The sequence below is a fragment of the Pseudomonas sp. NPDC089534 genome (assembly GCF_044749305.1).
Taxonomy (GTDB): Bacteria; Pseudomonadota; Gammaproteobacteria; order Pseudomonadales; family Pseudomonadaceae; genus Aquipseudomonas; species Aquipseudomonas ekonensis.
Window position 1 is genome coordinate 1 of the sequence record NZ_JBIVHR010000074.1, and the last position, 18,545, is coordinate 18,545.

Sequence of the window (18,545 nt, forward strand, 5' to 3'; positions counted from 1 at the left end):
CAACGCATGGCAGGATCAAAACCTGCTGCCTTACCGCTTGGCGACGCCCCTGTATCTGTTGCTGCAAGTGCCGTGCACTTGGTTCCGTTAGAGCAGGCTCTGTAGCTTGCGATGCAACATCGAAACGTTGCTGCCTTTGGCTACAAACCCTGTAAGGGTCTCTGTCAGAAGGGCCGAGACTTTATCAGCTTCAGCTTTGCTTGGGAAGCCCCCAAACACACAACTTCCAGTTCCGGGCAGTATTGCTTCGGTAAAATTACCTAACAAATTCAATGCGTTACGTACTTCTGGATAACGCCTTGAAACCACCGGCAAGCAGTCATTTCGACTGTTTCCCTCGGGAACGGGGCGCACTTTAATGGGCGGTGTGTTACGTGTCAACAACGGATCTGAAAAAATTTCTGCCGTACTTACAGAGACTTGCGGAACCAGCACGACGTACCACGGTTCTGCGGGCTCGACCGGGGTCAGTTTTTCGCCCACGCCTTCGGCGAACGCGGCACGGCCACGCACGAACACCGGGACGTCGGCGCCCAGCGACAGGCCGAGGCCGGCCAGGCGGTCTTCGTCCCAGCCCAACTGCCAGAGGTGGTTGAGGCCCAGCAGGGTGGTGGCCGCGTTCGAGCTGCCGCCGCCGATGCCGCCGCCCATCGGCAGGATCTTGTCGATCCAGATGTCGATGCCCTGCGTGCAGCCGGACTGCTCCTGGAGCTTTTTCGCCGCGCGCACGATCAGGTTGCTGTCGTGGGGCACGCCGTCGAACTCGGTGTGCAGGCGGATCACGCCGTCGTCGCGCACGGCGAAGGTGATCTCGTCGCCGTAGTCGAGGAACTGAAAGATCGTCTGCAGTTCGTGGTAGCCGTCTTCGCGGCGGCCGAGAATGTGCAGCATCAGGTTGAGCTTGGCCGGCGACGGCAGGGTCAGGCGAGGGGCCGTCATGTTCACAGCCCCAGCTTGCGCGGTTGCCAGGTCTTGATGACCAGGGTCACGTCCAGGTCGGTGCCGTGCAGCTTGATCCGCTCGGGCAGCCAGAAGCCGTTCTGCTCGGCATAGCTCAGGTACTCGACCTGCCAGCCGTCCTGGTCCAGGCTGGCCAGGCGGCTGTCGGCGTCGAGGGTCAGGCGGCTCTTGCTGTCGGGCGCCGGCAGGCCGCGCACCCACCAGGCCAGGTTCGACACCGGCAGTTTCCAGCCCAGTTGCTCTTCGAGCAGGACTTCCGGGGACGGCGCGTCATAGCGGCCCTGGTTGGCCACCTCCAGCGAGACCTTGCCCGGACGCCCGGTCAAGCGTGCCGCGCCGCGGCCCAGCGGGCCGGACAGGCGGATATCGTAATAGTCCTGGCGCTGCAGCCAGAACAGGGTGCCGCTGCCGGAGTCCTTCGGTGCGCGGATGCCGATCTTGCCGTCGATCTGCCAGCCGTCGAGCCCGGTCAGTTGCTGCTTGTGCTCGCGCCATTGGGCCGGGTTGCCGTGGCCTTCGACCGACTCGCGGGCGCCGAAGCCCGCGCAGCCGGCGAGCAGGGCGATGAAGCTGAAAACGATGAGGTGGCGCAAAAACATGGGTTATAGGGTCTCGGATCCGGTCAGGCGCTTGATGGTGCTGCGCAGGATGGTGCTGTCGGGCTGATCCTTGAGGAACTTGCCCCAGATCTGCTTGGCTTCGCGCTGGTTGCCCTTGGCCCACAGCACTTCGCCCAGGTGCGCGGCGACTTCGTGGTCGGGGAAGCGCTCCAGGGCCTGGCGCAGGTAACGCTCGGCTTCGTCGAGGTTGCCCAGGCGGAAGTTCACCCAGCCGAGGCTGTCCAGCACCGCCGGGTCTTCCGGGTTGAGCTGGTGCGCCTGTTCGATCAGGGCCTTGGCTTCGGCGTAGCGGGTGGTGCGGTCGGACAGGGTGTAGCCCAGGGCGTTGAGCGCCATGGCGTTGTCCGGGTCGCGCTTGATGATCAGGCGCAGGTCCTTTTCCATCTGCGCCAGATCATTGCGCTTTTCCGCCTGCATGGCGCGGGTATAGAGCAGGTTGAGGTCGTCCGGGTACTGCTGCAGGGCTTGCTGCAGGGTTTTCCAGGCCTTGTCGCCCTGGTTGTTGGCGGACAGGGTCTCGGCTTCGATCAGGTAGAGCTGGATCGCGTAGTCCGGCTGCTCGTCGCGCTGCGCCGCCAGCTTGCTCTGCGCCTCGGCGGTCTTGCCGTTGTTCATCAGGATGTCGGCCTGGCGCAGTTGCGCCGGCAGGTAGTCGTTGCCGGGGCCGACCTGGGCGTACTCGATCAGGGCGCCTTGCGGGTCGTTGCGCTCCTCGGCGATGCGGCCCAGGTTCAGGTGCGCCGAATCGACATGGCTTTCCCGGGCGATCAGGTCTTCCAGGTAGCCCTTGGCCTCTTCCCAGGCCTTGGCCTCCAGGCACACCAGCGCCAGGGAGTAGCGCAGTTCGTCGTCTTCGGGGTATTGCTGCACCAGGGAGGAGAACTCGGCCTTGGCGTCGTCCATCCGGTCCTGCTCGACCAGCATGCGCGCATAGGTCAGGCGCAGGCGCTTGTCGTCCGGGTACTTGCGGATGCTCTTCTGCAGCAGCGGCAGGGCTTCGTCGCCGCGGTTCATGCCTTGCAGCAGGCGGGCGCGCAGCAGGATCGGGGCGATCTCGCCGTCCTCCGGCGGATTGTCCTCCAGCAGGGTCAGCGCGCCCTTGTTGTCGCCGTCCTGCTGCAGCAGCAACGCCTTGCCGAAGATCAGCTGGTTGTTGTGCGGATGGCGCTGCAGCAGCCGGTCGAAGCTTTTCATCAGGCCGTTGCGGGTTTCCTGGTCGGTGTCGGCGGCCGACAGCGCGAGGAAGTCGAAATGGGTGTCGCCCTTGCCCTGCAGGACTTTCTCCATGTAGACCATCGAGTCGTCATAGCGCCCGGCCCGGGCCAGCTGCACGGCGGCGGCGCGTTGCGCCTCGAGGTCGTCCGGGGCGTTCTTCGCCCAGATCAGCGCGGTGTCGAGGGCCGGCTGATCCGCACCCAGGTACTCGGCGATGCGGAACGCCCGTTCGGAGACGCCCGGGTCCTGGGTGTTGATGGCCTGGGTCACGTAGTTGTCCAGGGCAATGTCGAAACGGTTGCGCTGGCCGGCGAGTTCGGCGCTCAACAGGCTGAAGACGGTTTCCTCGCTGAACGAGCTGTAGACCTTGGCCTTTTCGGGCGTCGGGGCCGAGTCTTCGACCGGCGGGGTGCCGTCCGTCGAAACGGGAGCCAAGGCCTGGCAGCCGCTGAGGAAGGCAATAGCGAGGAATAACGCGGAAGATCTATTCATATGGGGGAAGTGGCGACTAACCTGCGGTCGGATCATCATGACACAAGCCTTCGGCCAAACATAACCGAGTCTCGATTGTGGCCATTATAGGGGCCGGCAATGGAGACAATAGTCGGCGGTAGTTGTTCTGGATCTTTCGAAGTAGGACAATTGCCGGCTTCACGTCACCATCAGCGACCTTGAATGGCCTTCCTCGCACTCGGTATCAACCACAAGACTGCTTCAGTAGACGTCCGCGAGCGCGTGGCCTTTACCCCTGAGCAGCTGGTCGAGGCCCTGCAGCAGCTCTGCCGGCTCACCGACAGCCGCGAAGCGGCGATCCTCTCCACCTGCAACCGCAGCGAACTCTATATAGAACAGGATCACCTGTCGGCGGAGATCGTGCTGCGCTGGTTGGCCGAATACCATCAATTGAGCTTCGAAGAGCTGCGCGCGAGCGCTTATGTGCATGAGGACGATGCGGCAGTTCGTCACATGATGCGCGTCGCCTCCGGGCTCGATTCGCTGGTGCTGGGCGAGCCGCAGATCCTCGGCCAGATGAAGTCGGCCTATGCCGTGGCCCGTGAGGCCGGCACCATCGGCCCGCTGCTGGGGCGCCTGTTCCAGGCGACGTTCAATGCCGCCAAGCAGGTGCGCACCGACACCGCCATCGGCGAGAACCCGGTGTCCGTGGCCTTTGCCGCCGTCAGCCTGGCCAAGCAGATCTTCAGCGACCTGCAGCGCAGCCAGGCCCTGCTGATCGGCGCCGGCGAGACCATCACCCTGGTCGCCCGCCATCTGCACGAGCTGGGGGTCAAGCGCATCGTCGTGGCCAACCGCACCCTGGAGCGCGCCAGCCTGCTGGCCGAGCAGTTCGGCGCCCACGCGGTGCTGCTGTCGGACATCCCGGCGGAGCTGGTGCGCAGCGACATCGTCATCAGTTCCACCGCCAGCCAGTTGCCGATCCTGGGCAAGGGCGCGGTGGAAAGCGCGCTGAAGCAGCGCAAGCACAAGCCGATCTTCATGGTCGACATCGCCGTGCCCCGGGACATCGAGCCGGAAGTGGGCGAGTTGGACGACGTCTATCTCTACAGCGTCGACGACCTGCACGAAGTGGTCGCCGAGAACCTCAAGAGCCGGCAGGGCGCCGCCCAGGCGGCGGAGGAGATGGTGTCGGTCGGCGCCGACGATTTCATGGCGCGACTGCGTGAATTGGCGGCGGTCGACGTGCTCAAGGCCTATCGTCAACAGAGCGAACGCCTGCGCGACGAAGAACTGCAGAAGGCCTTGCGCGCGCTGGCCAACGGCGGCAGCGCCGAGGACGTGCTGGGCCAGTTGGCCCGGGGCCTGACCAACAAACTCCTGCACGCCCCGAGCGTGCAGTTGAAAAAGCTTTCTGCCGAAGGCCGCCTCGATGCGCTGGCCATGGCCCAGGAACTCTTTGCCCTTGAGGGCTCACCGGATAGCTTTTCGGATAAAAAACCGCAATGAAAGCGTCACTGCTCAATAAGCTGGAGACTCTCCAGGAACGTTTCGAGGAACTGACGGCGCTGCTGGGCGACGCCGAAGTCATTTCCGATCAGGCCAAGTTCCGTGCGTATTCGAAGGAATACGCGGAAGTCGAGCCGGTGGTCGAGGCCTACAAGAAAATGATCGGCGTGCAAGGCGACCTCGAAGGCGCCCAGGCGCTGCTCAAGGACAGCGACCCGGATCTGCGCGAAATGGCCGTGGAAGAAGTCCGCGAAGCCAAGGAGCGACTGGTGGTCCTTGAGGCCGACCTGCAGCGCATGCTGCTGCCCAAGGACCCGAACGACGGTCGCAACGTGTTCCTGGAGATCCGTGCCGGCACCGGCGGCGACGAAGCGGCGATCTTCTCCGGCGACCTGTTCCGCATGTATTCGCGCTATGCCGAAAAGCGCGGCTGGCGCGTGGAGATCCTCTCGGAGAACGAGGGCGAGCACGGCGGCTATAAAGAAGTCATCGCCCGGGTCGAAGGCGACAACGTCTACGGCAAGCTGAAGTTCGAGTCCGGCGCCCACCGCGTGCAGCGCGTGCCGGCCACCGAATCCCAGGGCCGCATCCACACCTCGGCCTGCACCGTGGCGGTGCTGCCGGAGCCGGACGAGCAGGAAGCGATCGAGATCAACCCGGCGGACCTGCGCGTGGACACCTACCGTTCCTCCGGGGCCGGCGGTCAGCACGTGAACAAGACCGACTCGGCGATCCGCATCACCCACTTGCCGACCGGCATCGTCGTCGAATGCCAGGAAGAGCGCTCCCAGCACAAGAACCGCGCGCGGGCGATGGCCTGGCTGTCGGCCAAGCTCAACGACCAGCAGACCGCCGCCGCCGCCAATGCCATCGCCAGCGAGCGCAAGCTGCTGGTGGGCTCCGGCGACCGCTCCGAGCGTATCCGTACCTACAACTTCGCCCAGGGCCGGGTCACCGACCACCGCGTCAACCTGACCCTGTACTCCCTCGACGAGATCCTCGCCGGCGGCGTCGAAGCGGTGATCGAACCCCTGTTGGCCGAATACCAGGCCGACCAGCTCGCAGCGATAGGTGAATAAATGACCATCATCGCCAGCCTGTTGCGCGCCGCCGAACTGCCCGACTCGCCCACCGCGCGCCTGGACGCCGAGCTGCTGCTGGCCGCCGCGCTGGGCAAGCCGCGCAGTTTCCTGCACACCTGGCCCGAGCGCATCGTGCCGAGCGAGGTGGTGCTGGTGTTCACCGAATACCTGCAACGCCGCCGCAGCGGCGAGCCGGTGGCCTACATCCTCGGTCAGCAAGGGTTCTGGAAACTCGACCTGGAAGTGGCGCCGCACACTTTGATCCCGCGCCCGGACACCGAACTGCTGGTGGAGGCCGCCCTCGAGCTGCTGCCGGCGACCCCGGCCCGCGTCCTCGACCTCGGCACCGGCACCGGCGCCATCGCCCTGGCCCTGGCCAGCGAGCGCCCGGCCTGGCAGGTCACCGCCGTGGACCGTGTGCTGGAGGCTGTGGCCCTGGCCGAGCGCAACCGCCAGCGCCTGAACCTGAGCAACGCCAAGGTGCTGAGCAGCCATTGGTTCGGTTCGCTGCAAGGCCAGCGCTTCGGGCTGATCATCAGCAACCCGCCGTACATCCGCGCCGCTGACCCGCACCTGGCCGAAGGCGACGTGCGTTTCGAGCCGGCCAGCGCGCTGGTGGCCGGTGCCGACGGGCTCGACGACCTGCGCCTGATCGTCGCCCAGGCGCCGGAGCATCTGGAGGCCGGTGGCTGGCTGATGCTCGAGCACGGCTATGATCAGGCCGAAGCCGTGCGCGACCTGCTGCTGACCCGCGGTTTCGAAGAGGTTCACAGCCGCACCGACCTGGGCGGCCATCAACGGATCAGCCTGGGGCGCCTGCCGTGCTGAATGATCAGGAATTGTTGCGCTACAGCCGGCAGATCCTGCTGCAGCACGTCGACATCGACGGCCAACTGCGGCTCAAGGACAGCCGGGCATTGATTGTCGGCCTCGGCGGGCTCGGCGCGCCGGTCGCCCTGTATCTGGCGGCGGCGGGTGTCGGTGAGCTGCACCTGGCGGATTTCGACACGGTCGACCTGACCAACCTGCAACGCCAGATCATCCACGACACCGACAGCGTCGGCATGACCAAGGTCGACTCGGCGCTCAAGCGCCTGGCGGCGATCAACCCCGAGATCCGCCTCGTGCCGCACCGTCAGGCCCTGGACGAGGACTCCCTTGCCGCTGCGGTGGCGGCGGTGGACCTGGTGCTCGACTGCTCGGACAACTTCTCCACCCGCGAGGCGGTCAACGCCGCCTGCGTCGCGGCCCGCAAGCCGCTGGTCAGCGGCGCGGCGATCCGCCTCGAAGGGCAGTTGTCGGTGTTCGACCCGCGGCGGGCCGAAAGTCCTTGCTACCACTGCCTCTACGGACACGGCAGCGAAGCCGAACTGACCTGCAGCGAGGCCGGCGTGGTCGGGCCGCTGGTGGGCCTGGTCGGCAGCCTTCAAGCATTGGAGGCCATGAAGCTGCTGGCGGGGTTCGGCGAACCGCTGGTGGGGCGCCTGCTGCTGATCGATGCGCTGGGTTCGCGTTTCCGTGAGCTGCGGGTCAAGCGCGATCCAGGGTGCAGCGTGTGCGGTGCGCCGCATGCGTGAGGCCCCGGTCGCGGTGTTCGACTCCGGCGTCGGCGGCCTGTCGGTGCTGGCCGAGATCCAGCGTCTGCTGCCCGGCGAGTCGATCCTGTACTTCGCCGATTGCGGCCACATTCCCTACGGCGAGAAGACCCCGGAGTTCATCCGCCAGCGTTGCGCCCTGATGGCCGCCTTCTTCCGCGAGCAAGGCGCCAAGGCGCTGGTGCTGGCCTGCAACACCGCCACCGTGGCCGCCGTGGCCGACCTGCGCCGCGATTTCCCCGACTGGCCGATCGTCGGCATGGAGCCCGCCGTCAAGCCGGCCGCCGCCGCCACCCGCAGCGGCGTGGTCGGCGTGCTGGCCACCACCGGCACCCTGGCCAGCGCCAAGTTCGCCGCACTGCTCGACCGCTTCGCCACGGACGTGAAGGTCATCACCCAACCGTGCCCGGGGCTGGTGGAGCGGATCGAAGGCGGCGACCTGCACAGCGATGCGCTGCGCCGGATGCTGCACGGTTACGTCGAGCCGCTGCTGGCCGCCGGCTGCGACACGATCATCCTCGGCTGCACCCATTACCCGTTCCTCAAACCGATGCTCGCGACGATGATCCCCGCGGAGATCAGCCTGATCGACACCGGCGCCGCCGTGGCCCGGCAGCTTCAGCGGCTGTTGGCCGAGCGCGGTTTGCTTGCCGACGGGCCGAGCCGGGCGGCGCGGTTCTGGACCAGCGGCGATCCGCAGGCCTTCAGAACAGTCCTGCCATTGCTGGGGCAAACGTCCGACGATGTGCAAAGCTTGGGTTTGTAAGAAAACTGTGTGATAACCGAAAAATAGGCTGAACTTCAGTTTAAGCGCGGACTTCTATAGCGTTGAGTCACAAAACAACCATACGACCGTTCGGAAAAGGATGTTTCAAGTGAAGCGACTATTCTGCTTGGCCGCGATTGCGGCCGCACTGATGGGGCACAGTTTTACCGCACAAGCCGCCGGGGTGGAGTTCGGCGTCGGGGCGACCAGCGATTCGACCATGACGTACCGCCTGGGCATGAACTTCGATTGGGACACGAGCTGGCTGCAGAGCGACGTCGGTCGCCTGACCGGCTACTGGAGCGGCGCCTACACCTATTGGGAAGGCGACAAGACCTCCAGCAACAACAGCCTGTCGTTCTCTCCGGTGCTCGTCTACGAATTCGCCGGCCAGTCGGTCAAGCCGTATGTCGAGGTGGGGGTCGGCATCGCGGCGTTCTCCAACACCAAGTACGAAGACAACAACATCGGCGGCGCCTTCCAGTTCGAGGACCGCTTCGGTTTCGGCCTGCGCTTCAACGGCGGGCATGAGGTCGGGATCCGCGCGACGCACTACTCCAACGCCGGGCTGGCCAACAGCAACGACGGGGTGGAGAGCTACTCGCTGCATTACACGATGCCGCTGTAGGGACGGACCTGCCCGCGATGGGGCTTTGCCGTCACCGTTTCATCGCCTGCCGGGCAATGAAGGGGTGACGGCCGGCCCCGATCACGGGCCGAGTCCGTCAGCCGATCGGGCGGCGTCGCCGTTCAGCCGCCGGGCCATCCCGTGCAGCAGCGGGAACAGCAGCGCCCACAGCAGGCCGATGCCGATCAGGGTCGGCCATTCGCCGTAGGGGAAGCGCACGCCGGACAGGTGACCGCCGGCGCCATACGACAGCACGCCGCCCGCCGCGCCCAGCAGGCTCGCCAGCCACCACGGCCGGGCGCTCCATTGCAGGCAATGGCGCAGCGTGGTGCCCAGCAGCGCCCACAGCAGCATCAGCCACAACGGGATCAGCGGTGCCGGATCCCTGAACTCGAACACCCCCAACCCCCGCAGCGCGCTGTCCACGGCGGTGCCGACGATCACCACGCAGAGGATCAGCCGGCCTTCCGCCGCCCAACTGCTGATCCAGCGCAGGTGGATCACCAGCGCCGCCAGCGCCAGCAGCAGCCACAGGCTGTTGCCGCCGAGCACGCAGGCCAGCCAGCCGATCTGGAACAGGACGGCGTTGGCCAGGCGTTCAGGCATCGAAGCGTCCCAGCAGCGGCGCCGGCATGGCGGCCGGCTTGGCCAGCAGCAACTGGGCGGTGCCGATGGTGCGCTCAAGGAAACCGCCCTCGCAGTAGCACAGGTAGAACTCCCACATCCGCAGGAAGCCGTCGTCGTAGCCCAGTTCGGTCAGAGGCCCCCGGGCGCGGCGAAAGTTCTCGTGCCACAGGCGCAGCGTGCGGGCGTAGTGCAGGCCGAAATCCTCCATGTGCAGCAGGTTCATGTCGGTGTCGCGGCTGACGATCTCGAGCATCTTCTGCACGCAGGGCAGGGCGCCGCCGGGAAAGATGTAGCGCTGGATGAAGTCCACCCCGCGCCTGGCCTGCTCGTAGCGCTGCTCGCGGATGGTGATGGCCTGCAGCAGCATCAGGCCGTTGCCTTTGAGCAGGTGCGCGCATTGCTTGAAGTAGGTCGGCAGGAACCGGTGGCCGACCGCCTCGATCATCTCGATCGACACCAGCTTGTCGTACTGCCCGGTGAGGTCGCGGTAGTCCTTGAGCAGCAGGGTTACCCGGTCTTGCAGGCCGAGGCGTTCGATCCGCGCGGCGGTGAACGCGTACTGCGCCTTGGACAGCGTTGTGGTGGTCACCCGGCAGCCGTAGCGCTGCGCGGCATAGAGCGCCATGCTGCCCCATCCGGTGCCGATCTCCAGCAGGTGATCGCCGGGTTCGAGCGCCAGCTTCTGGCAGATCCGCTCCAGCTTGTTCAGTTGCGCCTGTTCCAGGCTGTCGTCGGGGCGCAGGAACTGCGCCGCCGAGTACATCATGGTCGGGTCGAGGAACTGCTCGAACAGGTCGTTGCCCAGGTCGTAGTGGGCGGCGATGTTCCTTTGCGATCCCTTGTGCGTGTTGCGGTTGAGCCAGTGCAGGGCGCGGACGAGCGGGCGCCCGAGCAGCGCCAGCCCGCGCTCCATGCCGTCGAGCACGTCGAGGTTGCTGACGAACACCCGCACCACGGCCGTCAGGTCGGGCGAGCTCCAGTAACCCTGGATGTAGGCCTCGCCGGAGCCGATCGAGCCGTTGGCCGCGACCATGCCCCAGGCCGCCGCATCGTGCACGTGAATCTCGCCGACCAACCCGCTGCCGGCGGCGCCGAAGGTCTGGCGGCGATCCTCTTCGATCACCACCAGTTGCCCGTGCCTGATCCGCTCCAGCTGGCGCAGCACGCCCCGGCGCAGCAGGGAACCGCTCAGTCCGTGGACGGAGAGCAGGCCGGCCCTGGCCGAAACGCTAGGGGATTTCATGACGGTGTTCCTCGGGCGTGGCGGCGGCCGTCCGGAAACTGCCGTCGGGCTTCTGATGGGCGAACAGCGGCGCACGCTTGAGCAGCAGGCGCAGGGCCTGCCAGTAGATCGTCACGGCGGTTTTGCCGGTCATCCACGGAAAGCGCCGCAGGTAGCGGTGCAGGCTGCGGCGGTCGAGGGTTTCGCGCCGCAGGTCGAGGGTGGCGTCGAACAGCTTGCGGCCGTCCTGCCAGTCGGCCATGTGCACGCCGAGGGTCTGCGCGGCGGGGCTGAAAGTCATGCGGTACTCAAGGTCCGGCGGCAGGAACGGCGACACATGGAACGCCTTGCCCACGGTGAAGTGCCGGTGACCGCCCGGATCGTTCTCCGGCAGGGCGGGCAGCACGTAGTGGTAACGCTCGCGCCATGGCGTGTTGCTGACTTCGCAGAGAATCGCCGCCAACCGGCCGCAGGCGTCGTGGCAATAGAAAAAGCTCACCGGGTTGAACGCCAGGCCGAAGCTTCGGGGCTGGGTCAGCAAATGGATCGCGCCCTGCGGTTCATGGCCGATGGCCAGGCCGACCTGGCGTCGCACGGCCTCGGTCAGGCGTTCGCCGCGCCCGGTGAACGCCTTGAGGTAATCGCGCTCACGGAACGAGAACGGCGCGAAACGGCTGTGCCCGGCCAGCGGCGAGAGCCCGAGCACCGCCTCTTGTTCGCTCAGGTCCAGGTACAGCAGCCCGATCCGGTAACGGAACGCATGGCGGCGCGGGGAAAATCGCCGGTGGGTGATCCAGCCGCTGTACAGGGCGCTGTTCACGGCCGTTCCCCGAACGCGGCCGCCACCCGCAAGGCACTGGTCACGCCGTCTTCGTGAAAGCCGTTGGCCCAGTAGGCGCCGCAGTAATGGGTGTGCTGCCGGCCATCGAGTTCGCTCCAGCGCGCCTGTGCCGCCACGGCCGCGAGACTGAACTGCGGGTGGGCGTAGAGGTGGCGGGCGAGGACTGTGGAGGGGTTGATCCCGGCGCTCTGGTTGAGGCTGACGCAGAACGTGGTGTCGCTCTGGATGCCCTGCAGGATGTTCATGTCGTAGGTGACCGCCGGCAGGGCATCGCCGGCGCCGCCCAGGCGCACGTTCCAGCTGGCCCGGGCCCGTTTGCGGGCGGGCAGCAGGCGGGTGTCGGTGTGCAGCAGCACTTCGTTGTCGGCGTAGGGCAGGGCGCCGAGCACCGCCTGTTCCTCGGGGCTGGGACGGTCGAGCAGGCGCAGCGCCTGGTCGCTGTGGCAGGCCAGCACCACTTTGTCGAAGCGTTCGCGGCCGGCGGGGCTGTGGATATCGACGCCGCTCCCGTCGCGCTCCACCCGGCTGACCGGGCAGTTCAGTCGGATTCTGTCCCGGAACGAAGCGCTCAGCGGGGCAAGGTAGGCGCTTGAGCCGCCTTCGATCACCTGCCACTGCGGACGGTCGCTGACGGACAGCAGCCCGTGGTTTTCGAAGAACCGCACGAAGAACCGCAACGGGAACCTGAGCATGCCAGCCATGGGCATCGACCAGATCGCCGCCCCCATCGGCACGATGTAATGCAGGATGAAGCGTTCGCCGTAGCCGCCGGCCTTCAGGTAGTCGTCCAGGGTGGTGTCGGCGGCGATCCGGCGTTCGGCCAGGTCGCGCCGCGCGCTGCTGTTGAAACGCAGGATATCGCGCAGCATCCCCCAGAACCCCGGCGACAGCAGGTTGCGGCGCTGGGCGAACAGACTGTCGAGACTGTTGCCGTTGTATTCCAGGCCGGTGTCGGGGTCGGTCACCGAAAAGCTCATTTCGGTGGGCCTGAAGCGCACGCCCAACTGGCCGAGGATGCGCATGAAGTTCGGGTACGTCCTGTCGTTGAACACGATGAAGCCGGTGTCCACCGCGTATTCGCGTCCCCCGACCGTCACCTGCGCCGTGTGCGTGTGGCCGCCGATGCGGTCGGCGGCCTCGAACAGGGTGACGTCGTGCCGTCGGGCAAGCAGGTAAGCGCAGGTCAGGCCCGCGATGCCGCTGCCGACGACGGCAATGTTCACGTGGCGTCCTTGAGCGGCGGCGTGCTGCGCACCATGCGCTTGCCGATCGCCAGTTGCATCCGCGCCGGCAGTTTGGACAGCGGCCAGAGCGCCGCCATGAACAGCGCCGGGAAGGCGATCTCCAGCGGGCGCTCCCGCAGGCTGGCGAAGATGTGCCGGGCGGCCTTGTCCGCCGGCCAGCTCAACGGCATCGCAAAATCGTTGCGGGCGGTCAAGGGCGTCTCGACGAACCCTGGGCTGACCACGGTGATCTCGATGCCTTCGTCCGCCAGGTCGATGCGCAGCGATTCGAACAGATAGCGCAGGCCGGCCTTCGAGGCGCCATAGGCTTCAGCCCTGGGCAACGGCAGGTAGGTGACCGAACTGGCCATGCCCACCATGTGCGGCGCGGTGCCCTTGCGCAGCAGGGGCAGGGCGGCTTCGATGCAGTAACTGGTGGCGAGCAGGTTGGTGCGCACCACGTGTTCGACGATCGAGGCGTCGAACTGATGGGCATCGACGTATTCGCAGGTGCCGGCGTTGAGGATCACCGTGTCCAGCGAGCCCCAGTCCTCGGCGATCCGTTCGCCGATTTCCCGCACGGTCTGGCTGTTCGTCAGGTCGCCCGGAACCACCAGCACCTGGCCCGGATAGCGTTGCGCCAACACCTTGAGCGGCGCGCTCTGGCGGGCGCTGACCGCCACATGCGCCCCGGTCTTCAGAATCTCTTCGGCCAATGCCGCACCGATGCCGCTGCTGGCACCGGTCAGCCAATACCGTCGCTGAAGCGTCCGACGATTCATCCCATTCTCCTTTTCAGCCAGGCGATCGCCCGGCCCAATACGGGCAGATGTTCATAAAGCAGCGCCCCGGCATCGAAATAGTCCCGGTGGCGGTAGACCTTGTCGCGCCAGAGCAGGTGCGAGCAGCCGCCGACCCGGATCGGCCGCCCGCCCGCCAGGCGCGGATGACGGTACGTCATGACCCAGCGCAGATAGCCCTCGCAGTCGCCGATCTGGTCGAAGCCATGAAAGTCGAAGCGCAGTTCGCTGACATTGGCATACAGTTCGCCGAACAAGTCACGCAATTGCGCCAGTCCCTGCACTTCGTGCAGCGGGTCGGTGAAATGGATGTCGTCACTGTACAGCTCGCCCAGGCGGTGCAGGTTGTCTTTGTTCAGTTCGGCGAACTGCCGGGCGAAGCGGCGCAGGAACTCACTCATGGCCACCTCCTGTAGACGGACGGGGCGGCAGGTTCTTGAAGGCCGCCAGCGCCCGCTCCCGTGAGGTGCCCAGGTTGACGATCGGCGCGGGGTAATCCGCCACGCCGAACAGGCCGCCGAGGGCGGCGGGGTTGTGCACGTCCTTTTTGTTCAGCCCGGCCAGTTGCGGCAGCCATTGCCTGATGAACACGCCTTCGCCGTCGAACTTCTCCGACTGGCTCAGCGGATTGAAAATGCGGAAGTAGGGCGCCGCATCGGTGCCGGTCGAGGCGCTCCACTGCCAGCCGCCGTTGTTGGCCGCCAGGTCGCCGTCGATGAGGTGGCGCATGAAGAAACGCTCGCCTTCGCGCCAGTCGATCAGCAGGTTCTTGGTCAGGAACATCGCCACCACCATGCGCAGGCGGTTGTGCATCCAGCCGGTCTCCAGCAATTGGCGCATGGCCGCGTCGATGATCGGCAGGCCCGTGCGCGCCTCTTGCCAGGCCGCCAGGTCCTGCGGCGCATTGCGCCAAGGCAGGGCTTCGGTCTCCGGGCGGAAGGCACGATGGCGGGAGACCCGTGGATAACCCACCAGAATGTGCTTGTAGAACTCGCGCCAGAGCAGTTCGTTGATCCAGGTGACGGCGCCGGCCTTGCCGCTTTCGAACTCGCCCTGGTTGCTTTGCAGCGCGGCGTGCAGGCACTGGCGCGGCGAGAGGACGCCGGCGGCCAGGTAGGCCGACAGTCGGCTGGTGCCGGGTTTGGCCGGGAAGTCGCGCTCGCTCTGGTAATAGTCGATCTGCGCGTCGGCAAAGGTGTCGAGGCGCCGCTGGGCTTCGGTCTCGCCGGCCGGCCAGAGGGCGCGCAGGGATTGGCTGGGTGGCGCAAACCCTGCGACGGTGTCGGGCACCGGGTCGCTGGCGATGGCAAGCGGCGCCTGACGGCCCGGTGCCCGCACCAACGACGGCACCGAACGGTGCAGGCGCTCGTGGCAGACCTTGCGGAACTGGCTGAACACCTGAAAGTAGCCGCCGGTTTTGGTCAGCACGCTGCCGGGCCTGAACAGCAATTGGTCGAGATGGCGGGTGAATGCGATGCCCTCGGCGTGCAGGGCCTGGGCGACGGCGGCGTCCCGGCGGCTTTCGTGGATGCCGTACTCCTCGTTCACGTGCACGGCCCCGATCCGCAGTTGCCGGCAAAGGTCGAGCAGCACCTGGGGCGCCTGATCCCAGCGCGGGGCGGTGCGGATCAGCAGCGGGATGTTCAGTTCGCCCAGGCTGACGCTCAGTTCGCGCAGGTTGCGCAGCCAGAAGTCGACTTTGCAGGCGGCATCGTCATGGGCTTGCCACTGATCGGGGCTCAGCAGGTACACGGCCACGGTCGGGCCCAGGCCGGCGGCCGCGGCGAGGGCGGTGTTGTCGTGTCGGCGCAGGTCGCTGCGCAGCCAGATCAATTGCATGGTGCCTGGTTCCAACCTCATCAGATCAATCCGCACTGAAGGAGTCCCTGGTGGGCCGACAAGGGATCTTCGGCCAGGGACAGATCAGTGTGTTCGAAAGCTTTGCCGGACAGCTCGGCGTGGTGGATGCGCACCGTCGCTCCGGCGATCGTTTTGGGGCAGCGGACCCCGCTCAACAGTTTCGGCAGCTGCGCAAGGTTCAGGGCTTTGCTGGAATACAGCAGTACGCCCCGGGCGTGCAGGTGTTCGGCCGCCATCGCCAGCTCTGCGGCCGGCAACGGCCAGTCGAACACGTGAACCGGGCAGTCGCTGCCGCTGATCAGCCAGGCGCAGAGCCACAGGCGCGGCTCCAGCGGCACGTCCGACTGGTTGACCAGCAGCAGCGGCGCCGTGCGCAACTGACGATTGTTATGGTAGATGCGCGCGCCGAATTTGCTGCGCAGCCATGAATAAAAGAACACCCGCTCCATCTCGCTGCCGAACTGGCCCTGCCAGCGCTGTTCGAGCGCCGCCAGCAGCGGCATCAGCAACTGTTCGCACAGGGTGCGCGGCGGGTACAGGGCCATGGCCTGGTTGAAGCCGTCGTCGAGGCTGCGTTCGTTCAATTGGGTGACGGCCGTCAGCAGATTCTGCAGAAGCGGCCGCCAATCGCTCGCCGCCGTTTCGTTGAAGGCTTGCGGGGTGTCGAGCAGCGGCTTGACCTGGCTGACCGCGACCCCGCGGTCGAGCCAGGTGAGGATCGCGCGGATGCGTTGCACGTGTTCGGCCGAATACAGGCGATGCCCCTTGGGGGTGCGCTGCGGCACCACCAGACCGTAGCGGCGCTCCCAGGCGCGCAGGGTGACGGCGTTGACCCCGGTCTGGCGCGCCACCTCGCGGATCGGCAGCCAGCCGTCGTCCAGGGCTTTCTTGAAATCCGCGCCCAGGTCTTCCCGGGCGCTGGTGTCGGGTGTGGCGTTCATCAAATGGCGTTTCGCAGGCTCAGGTTTTCGGGGTGCGGCTGCAGGTACACCTGCTGCGCGATGTAGGGATCCGGATGGCGCCGGAAGTGGTGCTTGAGCAGTGTCAGCGGCACCACCAGCGGTACGATGCCGTGACGGTACTGGCCGATGATGTGCTGCATCTCCTGTTTGTCCTGCGCGCTGATCGCCTGTTTCAGGTAGCCGCTGATGTGCAGCAGGACATTGCTGTGGGTGCGGCGCGTGGCGCATGTCTTCAGGGCGGCCATCAGTTCGCTGAAATAATGGGGGGCAATGGTTTCAGGATCGGTGCGGCCCATGCTGCCCAGCAGGTTGCCCAAGGCCTTGTACTGGACCGGGCTGTGGGCCATCAGCAAGTACTTGTAGCGCGAGTGGAACTCGGTGAGCGTGCGGCGGCTCAGGCCCTGTTCGAGCGCATTGCGCCAATCGCGGTAGGCGAACACCCGGGTGATGAAGTTTTCCCGCAGCACCGGATCGTTCAGGCGCCCGGCTTCCTCCACCGGCACGTCCGGACGCCCGGCGCAGAAGGCCTGGGCGTAGATCCCGCGCCCGCCGCCGACCGGCGCGCCGTTGGCGTGGTAGACCTTGACCCGCTCCAGCCCGCAGGAGGGCGACTGCTGCATGAAGATGTAGCCGCAGATGTCATCCAGCCCGTCGGCCATGGCCCGTCCGTAATCGGCCAGGGCCCGTGTGACGTCGAGCCGACGGTCGACCGTGCCCACGGCCTGCGGGTTCGCCGGATCGCCCACCAGGCGGATCGGCTCGCGGGGCGTGCCCAGGCCGATCGCCACTTCCGGGCACAGCGGAACGAACTCGAAGTAGCGGGTGAGGGTCTCGGTGCACAGCCGCGATGCCTTGTGCCCGCCGTTGTAGCGCACTTCGGCGCCCATCAGGCAGGCGCTGACGGCGATTTTGGGGGCAGAGGCGTGGAGGTCGGGCATGGCGACACCTTGAATCGAAGTCCTGTACAGAATTGAATTTCTGTACAACATTGCCTTCAGCATAGATTCAAAGGTGTACAAGTCAAACGGTTTGTATAGATTTTTGGACGAGCAGGGCATCCCGGCGCAAGCGAGCCTGCCCGCGATGGCGAGCCGTGCGGGCTACTGCAAGTGCGCGTGCAGCCTGCGCGCCGCTTCCTGGCCGCTGAGCCAGGCGCCTTCGACCCGTCCCGACAGGCACCAGTCGCCGCAGGCGTACAGGCCCAGGTCGGCATCGGCCAGGGTGCCCCATTCGTGGCTGCTCGCCGGGCGGGCATAGAGCCAGCGGTGGGCGAGGCTGAAGGCCGGGGCGGGCATGGCGCTGTGCAGCAGTTCGGCGAACGCCCCGTGCAGGTGTTCGATCACCGCTTCCTTCGGCAGGTCGATGTGCTGACGGCTCCAGGCGCTGCTGGCGTGCAGCACCCAGGTGTCGAGGGTGGTGTCGCGTCCCGGCTTGCTGCGGTTGCGCGCCAGCCAGTCGAGGGCGCTGTCCTGGACGAAGCAGCCTTCGATCGGCGTGTCCAGCGGGGTCTCGAAGGCGAGGGCGACGGCCCAGGTCGGTTCCATCTTCACCCCGGCGGCGGCCCCGGCGAGCTTGGGGGCGGCGGCCAGCAGCGCGGTGGCCTGCGGGGCCGGCGTGGCGATCACCACATGGCTGAACGGCCCGTGGGTGAAGCCTTCGGCATCCTGCAGGTGCCAGTGTTCTTCGCCGCGGTAGACCTCGGTGATCCGGCAGGCGAAATGCACCTCCAGGCCTTCGAGCAGGCCGCGGGTGATGGCGCTCATGCGCGGCGTGCCGACCCAGCGGGTCTGTTCGTCCGGCGACAGGTTCAGTTGCCCGCCGTGGAAGGTGTAGAGCTGCGGCGTCCATTCGGCGACCCAGCCGTTGCCCTGCCAGCGCTGCACCTCGGTGACGAAGCGCCGGTCGCGGGCGGTGAAGTATTGGGCCCCCATGTCCAGTGCGCCGGCGTCGCTGCGCTTGCTCGACATGCGTCCGCCGCTGCCGCGGCTCTTGTCGAACAGCTGGACGCTGTGCCCGGCGTCCGTCAGGGCCTGGGCGGCGGAGAGTCCGGCGATGCCGGTGCCGATGATTGCGATAGGTACAGTCATAGGGGCCTCGTTTACCTTTCTGTACAGATTACGCCGCGGTTGAAAGCTGTACAATTTTGTTTTCTGGTATAACTTCCAGCGTTTTCGTTCTGACA

The 18,545-nt window shown here is 66.4% G+C and carries 19 protein-coding genes; 6 read left to right on the plus strand and 13 right to left on the minus strand.

The features are described 5' to 3' along the window. Nucleotides 1-87: 87 nt before the first annotated feature. Genes ispE through ACIP0B_RS20565 form a run of 3 tightly spaced genes read right to left on the minus strand, consistent with a single transcriptional unit; the run spans nucleotide 88 to nucleotide 3,287 of the window. Nucleotides 88-939, minus strand: coding sequence for a 4-(cytidine 5'-diphospho)-2-C-methyl-D-erythritol kinase (ispE, locus tag ACIP0B_RS20555; protein WP_400835514.1), 852 nt, complete (start codon nucleotides 937-939; stop codon nucleotides 88-90). A gap of 2 nt (nucleotides 940-941) precedes the next feature. Next, nucleotides 942-1,559, minus strand: a complete 618-nt coding sequence (gene lolB / locus ACIP0B_RS20560; RefSeq protein WP_400835516.1) for a lipoprotein insertase outer membrane protein LolB — start codon at nucleotides 1,557-1,559, stop codon at nucleotides 942-944. Nucleotides 1,560-1,562: 3 nt separating this feature from the next. Next, nucleotides 1,563-3,287: a tetratricopeptide repeat protein gene (locus tag ACIP0B_RS20565; RefSeq protein WP_400835517.1), complete on the minus strand. Its 1,725-nt coding sequence runs from the start codon at nucleotides 3,285-3,287 to the stop codon at nucleotides 1,563-1,565. A 183-nt stretch (nucleotides 3,288-3,470) separates the two neighbouring features. Here ACIP0B_RS20565 and hemA point away from each other — a divergent pair, with 183 nt between their 5' ends. The 6 genes from hemA to ACIP0B_RS20595 all read left to right on the plus strand — a co-directional run bounded on the left by hemA (nucleotide 3,471) and on the right by ACIP0B_RS20595 (nucleotide 8,828). Continuing rightward, on the plus strand, nucleotides 3,471-4,757 hold the full coding sequence (gene hemA / locus ACIP0B_RS20570) for a glutamyl-tRNA reductase (protein ID WP_400835519.1): 1,287 nt from the start codon (nucleotides 3,471-3,473) through the stop codon (nucleotides 4,755-4,757). Continuing rightward, the gene (prfA, locus tag ACIP0B_RS20575) at nucleotides 4,754-5,836 is read left to right on the plus strand and encodes a peptide chain release factor 1 (protein WP_400835521.1); all 1,083 of its coding nucleotides are present in this window, start codon (nucleotides 4,754-4,756) and stop codon (nucleotides 5,834-5,836) included. The genes hemA and prfA overlap by 4 nt, the downstream gene beginning before the upstream one ends. Continuing rightward, entirely contained in the window at nucleotides 5,837-6,667 is an 831-nt protein-coding gene (prmC, locus tag ACIP0B_RS20580) for a peptide chain release factor N(5)-glutamine methyltransferase (RefSeq protein WP_400835523.1), read from the plus strand. Further along, the gene (locus ACIP0B_RS20585; RefSeq protein WP_400835525.1) at nucleotides 6,661-7,416 is read left to right on the plus strand and encodes a molybdopterin-synthase adenylyltransferase MoeB; all 756 of its coding nucleotides are present in this window, start codon (nucleotides 6,661-6,663) and stop codon (nucleotides 7,414-7,416) included. The genes prmC and ACIP0B_RS20585 overlap by 7 nt, the downstream gene beginning before the upstream one ends. Further along, nucleotides 7,409-8,200, plus strand: coding sequence for a glutamate racemase (gene murI / locus ACIP0B_RS20590; RefSeq protein ID WP_400835527.1), 792 nt, complete (start codon nucleotides 7,409-7,411; stop codon nucleotides 8,198-8,200). Before ACIP0B_RS20585 ends, murI begins: the two co-directional genes overlap by 8 nt. Before the next feature lie 109 nt (nucleotides 8,201-8,309). Continuing rightward, nucleotides 8,310-8,828: an acyloxyacyl hydrolase gene (locus tag ACIP0B_RS20595; RefSeq protein ID WP_400835529.1), complete on the plus strand. Its 519-nt coding sequence runs from the start codon at nucleotides 8,310-8,312 to the stop codon at nucleotides 8,826-8,828. 81 nt (nucleotides 8,829-8,909) lie between these two features. Here the strand turns inward: ACIP0B_RS20595 and ACIP0B_RS20600 are convergent, their stop codons facing one another. The 10 genes from ACIP0B_RS20600 to ACIP0B_RS20645 all read right to left on the minus strand — a co-directional run bounded on the left by ACIP0B_RS20600 (nucleotide 8,910) and on the right by ACIP0B_RS20645 (nucleotide 18,450). Then, a complete protein-coding gene (locus tag ACIP0B_RS20600) occupies nucleotides 8,910-9,434 on the minus strand; it encodes a DUF2878 domain-containing protein (RefSeq protein WP_400835530.1) in 525 nt (174 codons plus the stop codon). Next, nucleotides 9,427-10,698, minus strand: coding sequence for a class I SAM-dependent methyltransferase (locus ACIP0B_RS20605; protein ID WP_400835532.1), 1,272 nt, complete (start codon nucleotides 10,696-10,698; stop codon nucleotides 9,427-9,429). Before ACIP0B_RS20605 ends, ACIP0B_RS20600 begins: the two co-directional genes overlap by 8 nt. Further along, nucleotides 10,685-11,497, minus strand: a complete 813-nt coding sequence (locus ACIP0B_RS20610) for a DUF1365 domain-containing protein (RefSeq protein WP_400835534.1) — start codon at nucleotides 11,495-11,497, stop codon at nucleotides 10,685-10,687. Before ACIP0B_RS20610 ends, ACIP0B_RS20605 begins: the two co-directional genes overlap by 14 nt. Further along, entirely contained in the window at nucleotides 11,494-12,741 is a 1,248-nt protein-coding gene (locus ACIP0B_RS20615; RefSeq protein WP_400835535.1) for an NAD(P)/FAD-dependent oxidoreductase, read from the minus strand. Before ACIP0B_RS20615 ends, ACIP0B_RS20610 begins: the two co-directional genes overlap by 4 nt. After that, nucleotides 12,738-13,523 (minus strand): SDR family NAD(P)-dependent oxidoreductase, encoded by a 786-nt coding sequence (locus ACIP0B_RS20620; protein WP_400835537.1) that lies wholly within the window; start codon nucleotides 13,521-13,523, stop codon nucleotides 12,738-12,740. The genes ACIP0B_RS20615 and ACIP0B_RS20620 overlap by 4 nt, the downstream gene beginning before the upstream one ends. Next, complete coding sequence (locus ACIP0B_RS20625; RefSeq protein WP_400835539.1) at nucleotides 13,520-13,942, minus strand: nuclear transport factor 2 family protein; 423 nt, start codon at nucleotides 13,940-13,942, stop codon at nucleotides 13,520-13,522. The genes ACIP0B_RS20620 and ACIP0B_RS20625 overlap by 4 nt, the downstream gene beginning before the upstream one ends. Continuing rightward, a complete protein-coding gene (phrB, locus tag ACIP0B_RS20630; protein WP_400835541.1) occupies nucleotides 13,935-15,380 on the minus strand; it encodes a deoxyribodipyrimidine photo-lyase in 1,446 nt (481 codons plus the stop codon). The genes ACIP0B_RS20625 and phrB overlap by 8 nt, the downstream gene beginning before the upstream one ends. 20 nt (nucleotides 15,381-15,400) lie before the next feature. Continuing rightward, nucleotides 15,401-16,342 (minus strand): MerR family transcriptional regulator, encoded by a 942-nt coding sequence (locus tag ACIP0B_RS20635; RefSeq protein WP_400835543.1) that lies wholly within the window; start codon nucleotides 16,340-16,342, stop codon nucleotides 15,401-15,403. Continuing rightward, a complete protein-coding gene (locus ACIP0B_RS20640) occupies nucleotides 16,342-17,301 on the minus strand; it encodes a YbgA family protein (RefSeq protein ID WP_400835545.1) in 960 nt (319 codons plus the stop codon). The genes ACIP0B_RS20635 and ACIP0B_RS20640 overlap by 1 nt, the downstream gene beginning before the upstream one ends. Nucleotides 17,302-17,463: 162 nt before the next feature. Beyond that, a complete protein-coding gene (locus ACIP0B_RS20645) occupies nucleotides 17,464-18,450 on the minus strand; it encodes an NAD(P)/FAD-dependent oxidoreductase (RefSeq protein WP_400835547.1) in 987 nt (328 codons plus the stop codon). Nucleotides 18,451-18,545: the final 95 nt, after the last annotated feature.

What these genes read in the sequence shown, in the direction of transcription:
- ispE (WP_400835514.1), bottom strand. Translation starts at nt 939, where the DNA reads ATGACGGCCCCTCGCCTGACCCTGCCGTCGCCGGCCAAGCTCAACCTG.
- lolB (WP_400835516.1), bottom strand. Translation starts at nt 1,559, where the DNA reads ATGTTTTTGCGCCACCTCATCGTTTTCAGCTTCATCGCCCTGCTCGCC.
- ACIP0B_RS20565 (WP_400835517.1), bottom strand. Translation starts at nt 3,287, where the DNA reads ATGAATAGATCTTCCGCGTTATTCCTCGCTATTGCCTTCCTCAGCGGC.
- hemA (WP_400835519.1), top strand. Translation starts at nt 3,471, where the DNA reads ATGGCCTTCCTCGCACTCGGTATCAACCACAAGACTGCTTCAGTAGAC.
- prfA (WP_400835521.1), top strand. Translation starts at nt 4,754, where the DNA reads ATGAAAGCGTCACTGCTCAATAAGCTGGAGACTCTCCAGGAACGTTTC.
- prmC (WP_400835523.1), top strand. Translation starts at nt 5,837, where the DNA reads ATGACCATCATCGCCAGCCTGTTGCGCGCCGCCGAACTGCCCGACTCG.
- murI (WP_400835527.1), top strand. Translation starts at nt 7,409, where the DNA reads ATGCGTGAGGCCCCGGTCGCGGTGTTCGACTCCGGCGTCGGCGGCCTG.
- ACIP0B_RS20600 (WP_400835530.1), bottom strand. Translation starts at nt 9,434, where the DNA reads ATGCCTGAACGCCTGGCCAACGCCGTCCTGTTCCAGATCGGCTGGCTG.
- ACIP0B_RS20605 (WP_400835532.1), bottom strand. Translation starts at nt 10,698, where the DNA reads ATGAAATCCCCTAGCGTTTCGGCCAGGGCCGGCCTGCTCTCCGTCCAC.
- ACIP0B_RS20620 (WP_400835537.1), bottom strand. Translation starts at nt 13,523, where the DNA reads ATGAATCGTCGGACGCTTCAGCGACGGTATTGGCTGACCGGTGCCAGC.
- ACIP0B_RS20625 (WP_400835539.1), bottom strand. Translation starts at nt 13,942, where the DNA reads ATGAGTGAGTTCCTGCGCCGCTTCGCCCGGCAGTTCGCCGAACTGAAC.
- phrB (WP_400835541.1), bottom strand. Translation starts at nt 15,380, where the DNA reads ATGCAATTGATCTGGCTGCGCAGCGACCTGCGCCGACACGACAACACC.
- ACIP0B_RS20635 (WP_400835543.1), bottom strand. Translation starts at nt 16,342, where the DNA reads ATGAACGCCACACCCGACACCAGCGCCCGGGAAGACCTGGGCGCGGAT.
- ACIP0B_RS20640 (WP_400835545.1), bottom strand. Translation starts at nt 17,301, where the DNA reads ATGCCCGACCTCCACGCCTCTGCCCCCAAAATCGCCGTCAGCGCCTGC.
- ACIP0B_RS20645 (WP_400835547.1), bottom strand. Translation starts at nt 18,450, where the DNA reads ATGACTGTACCTATCGCAATCATCGGCACCGGCATCGCCGGACTCTCC.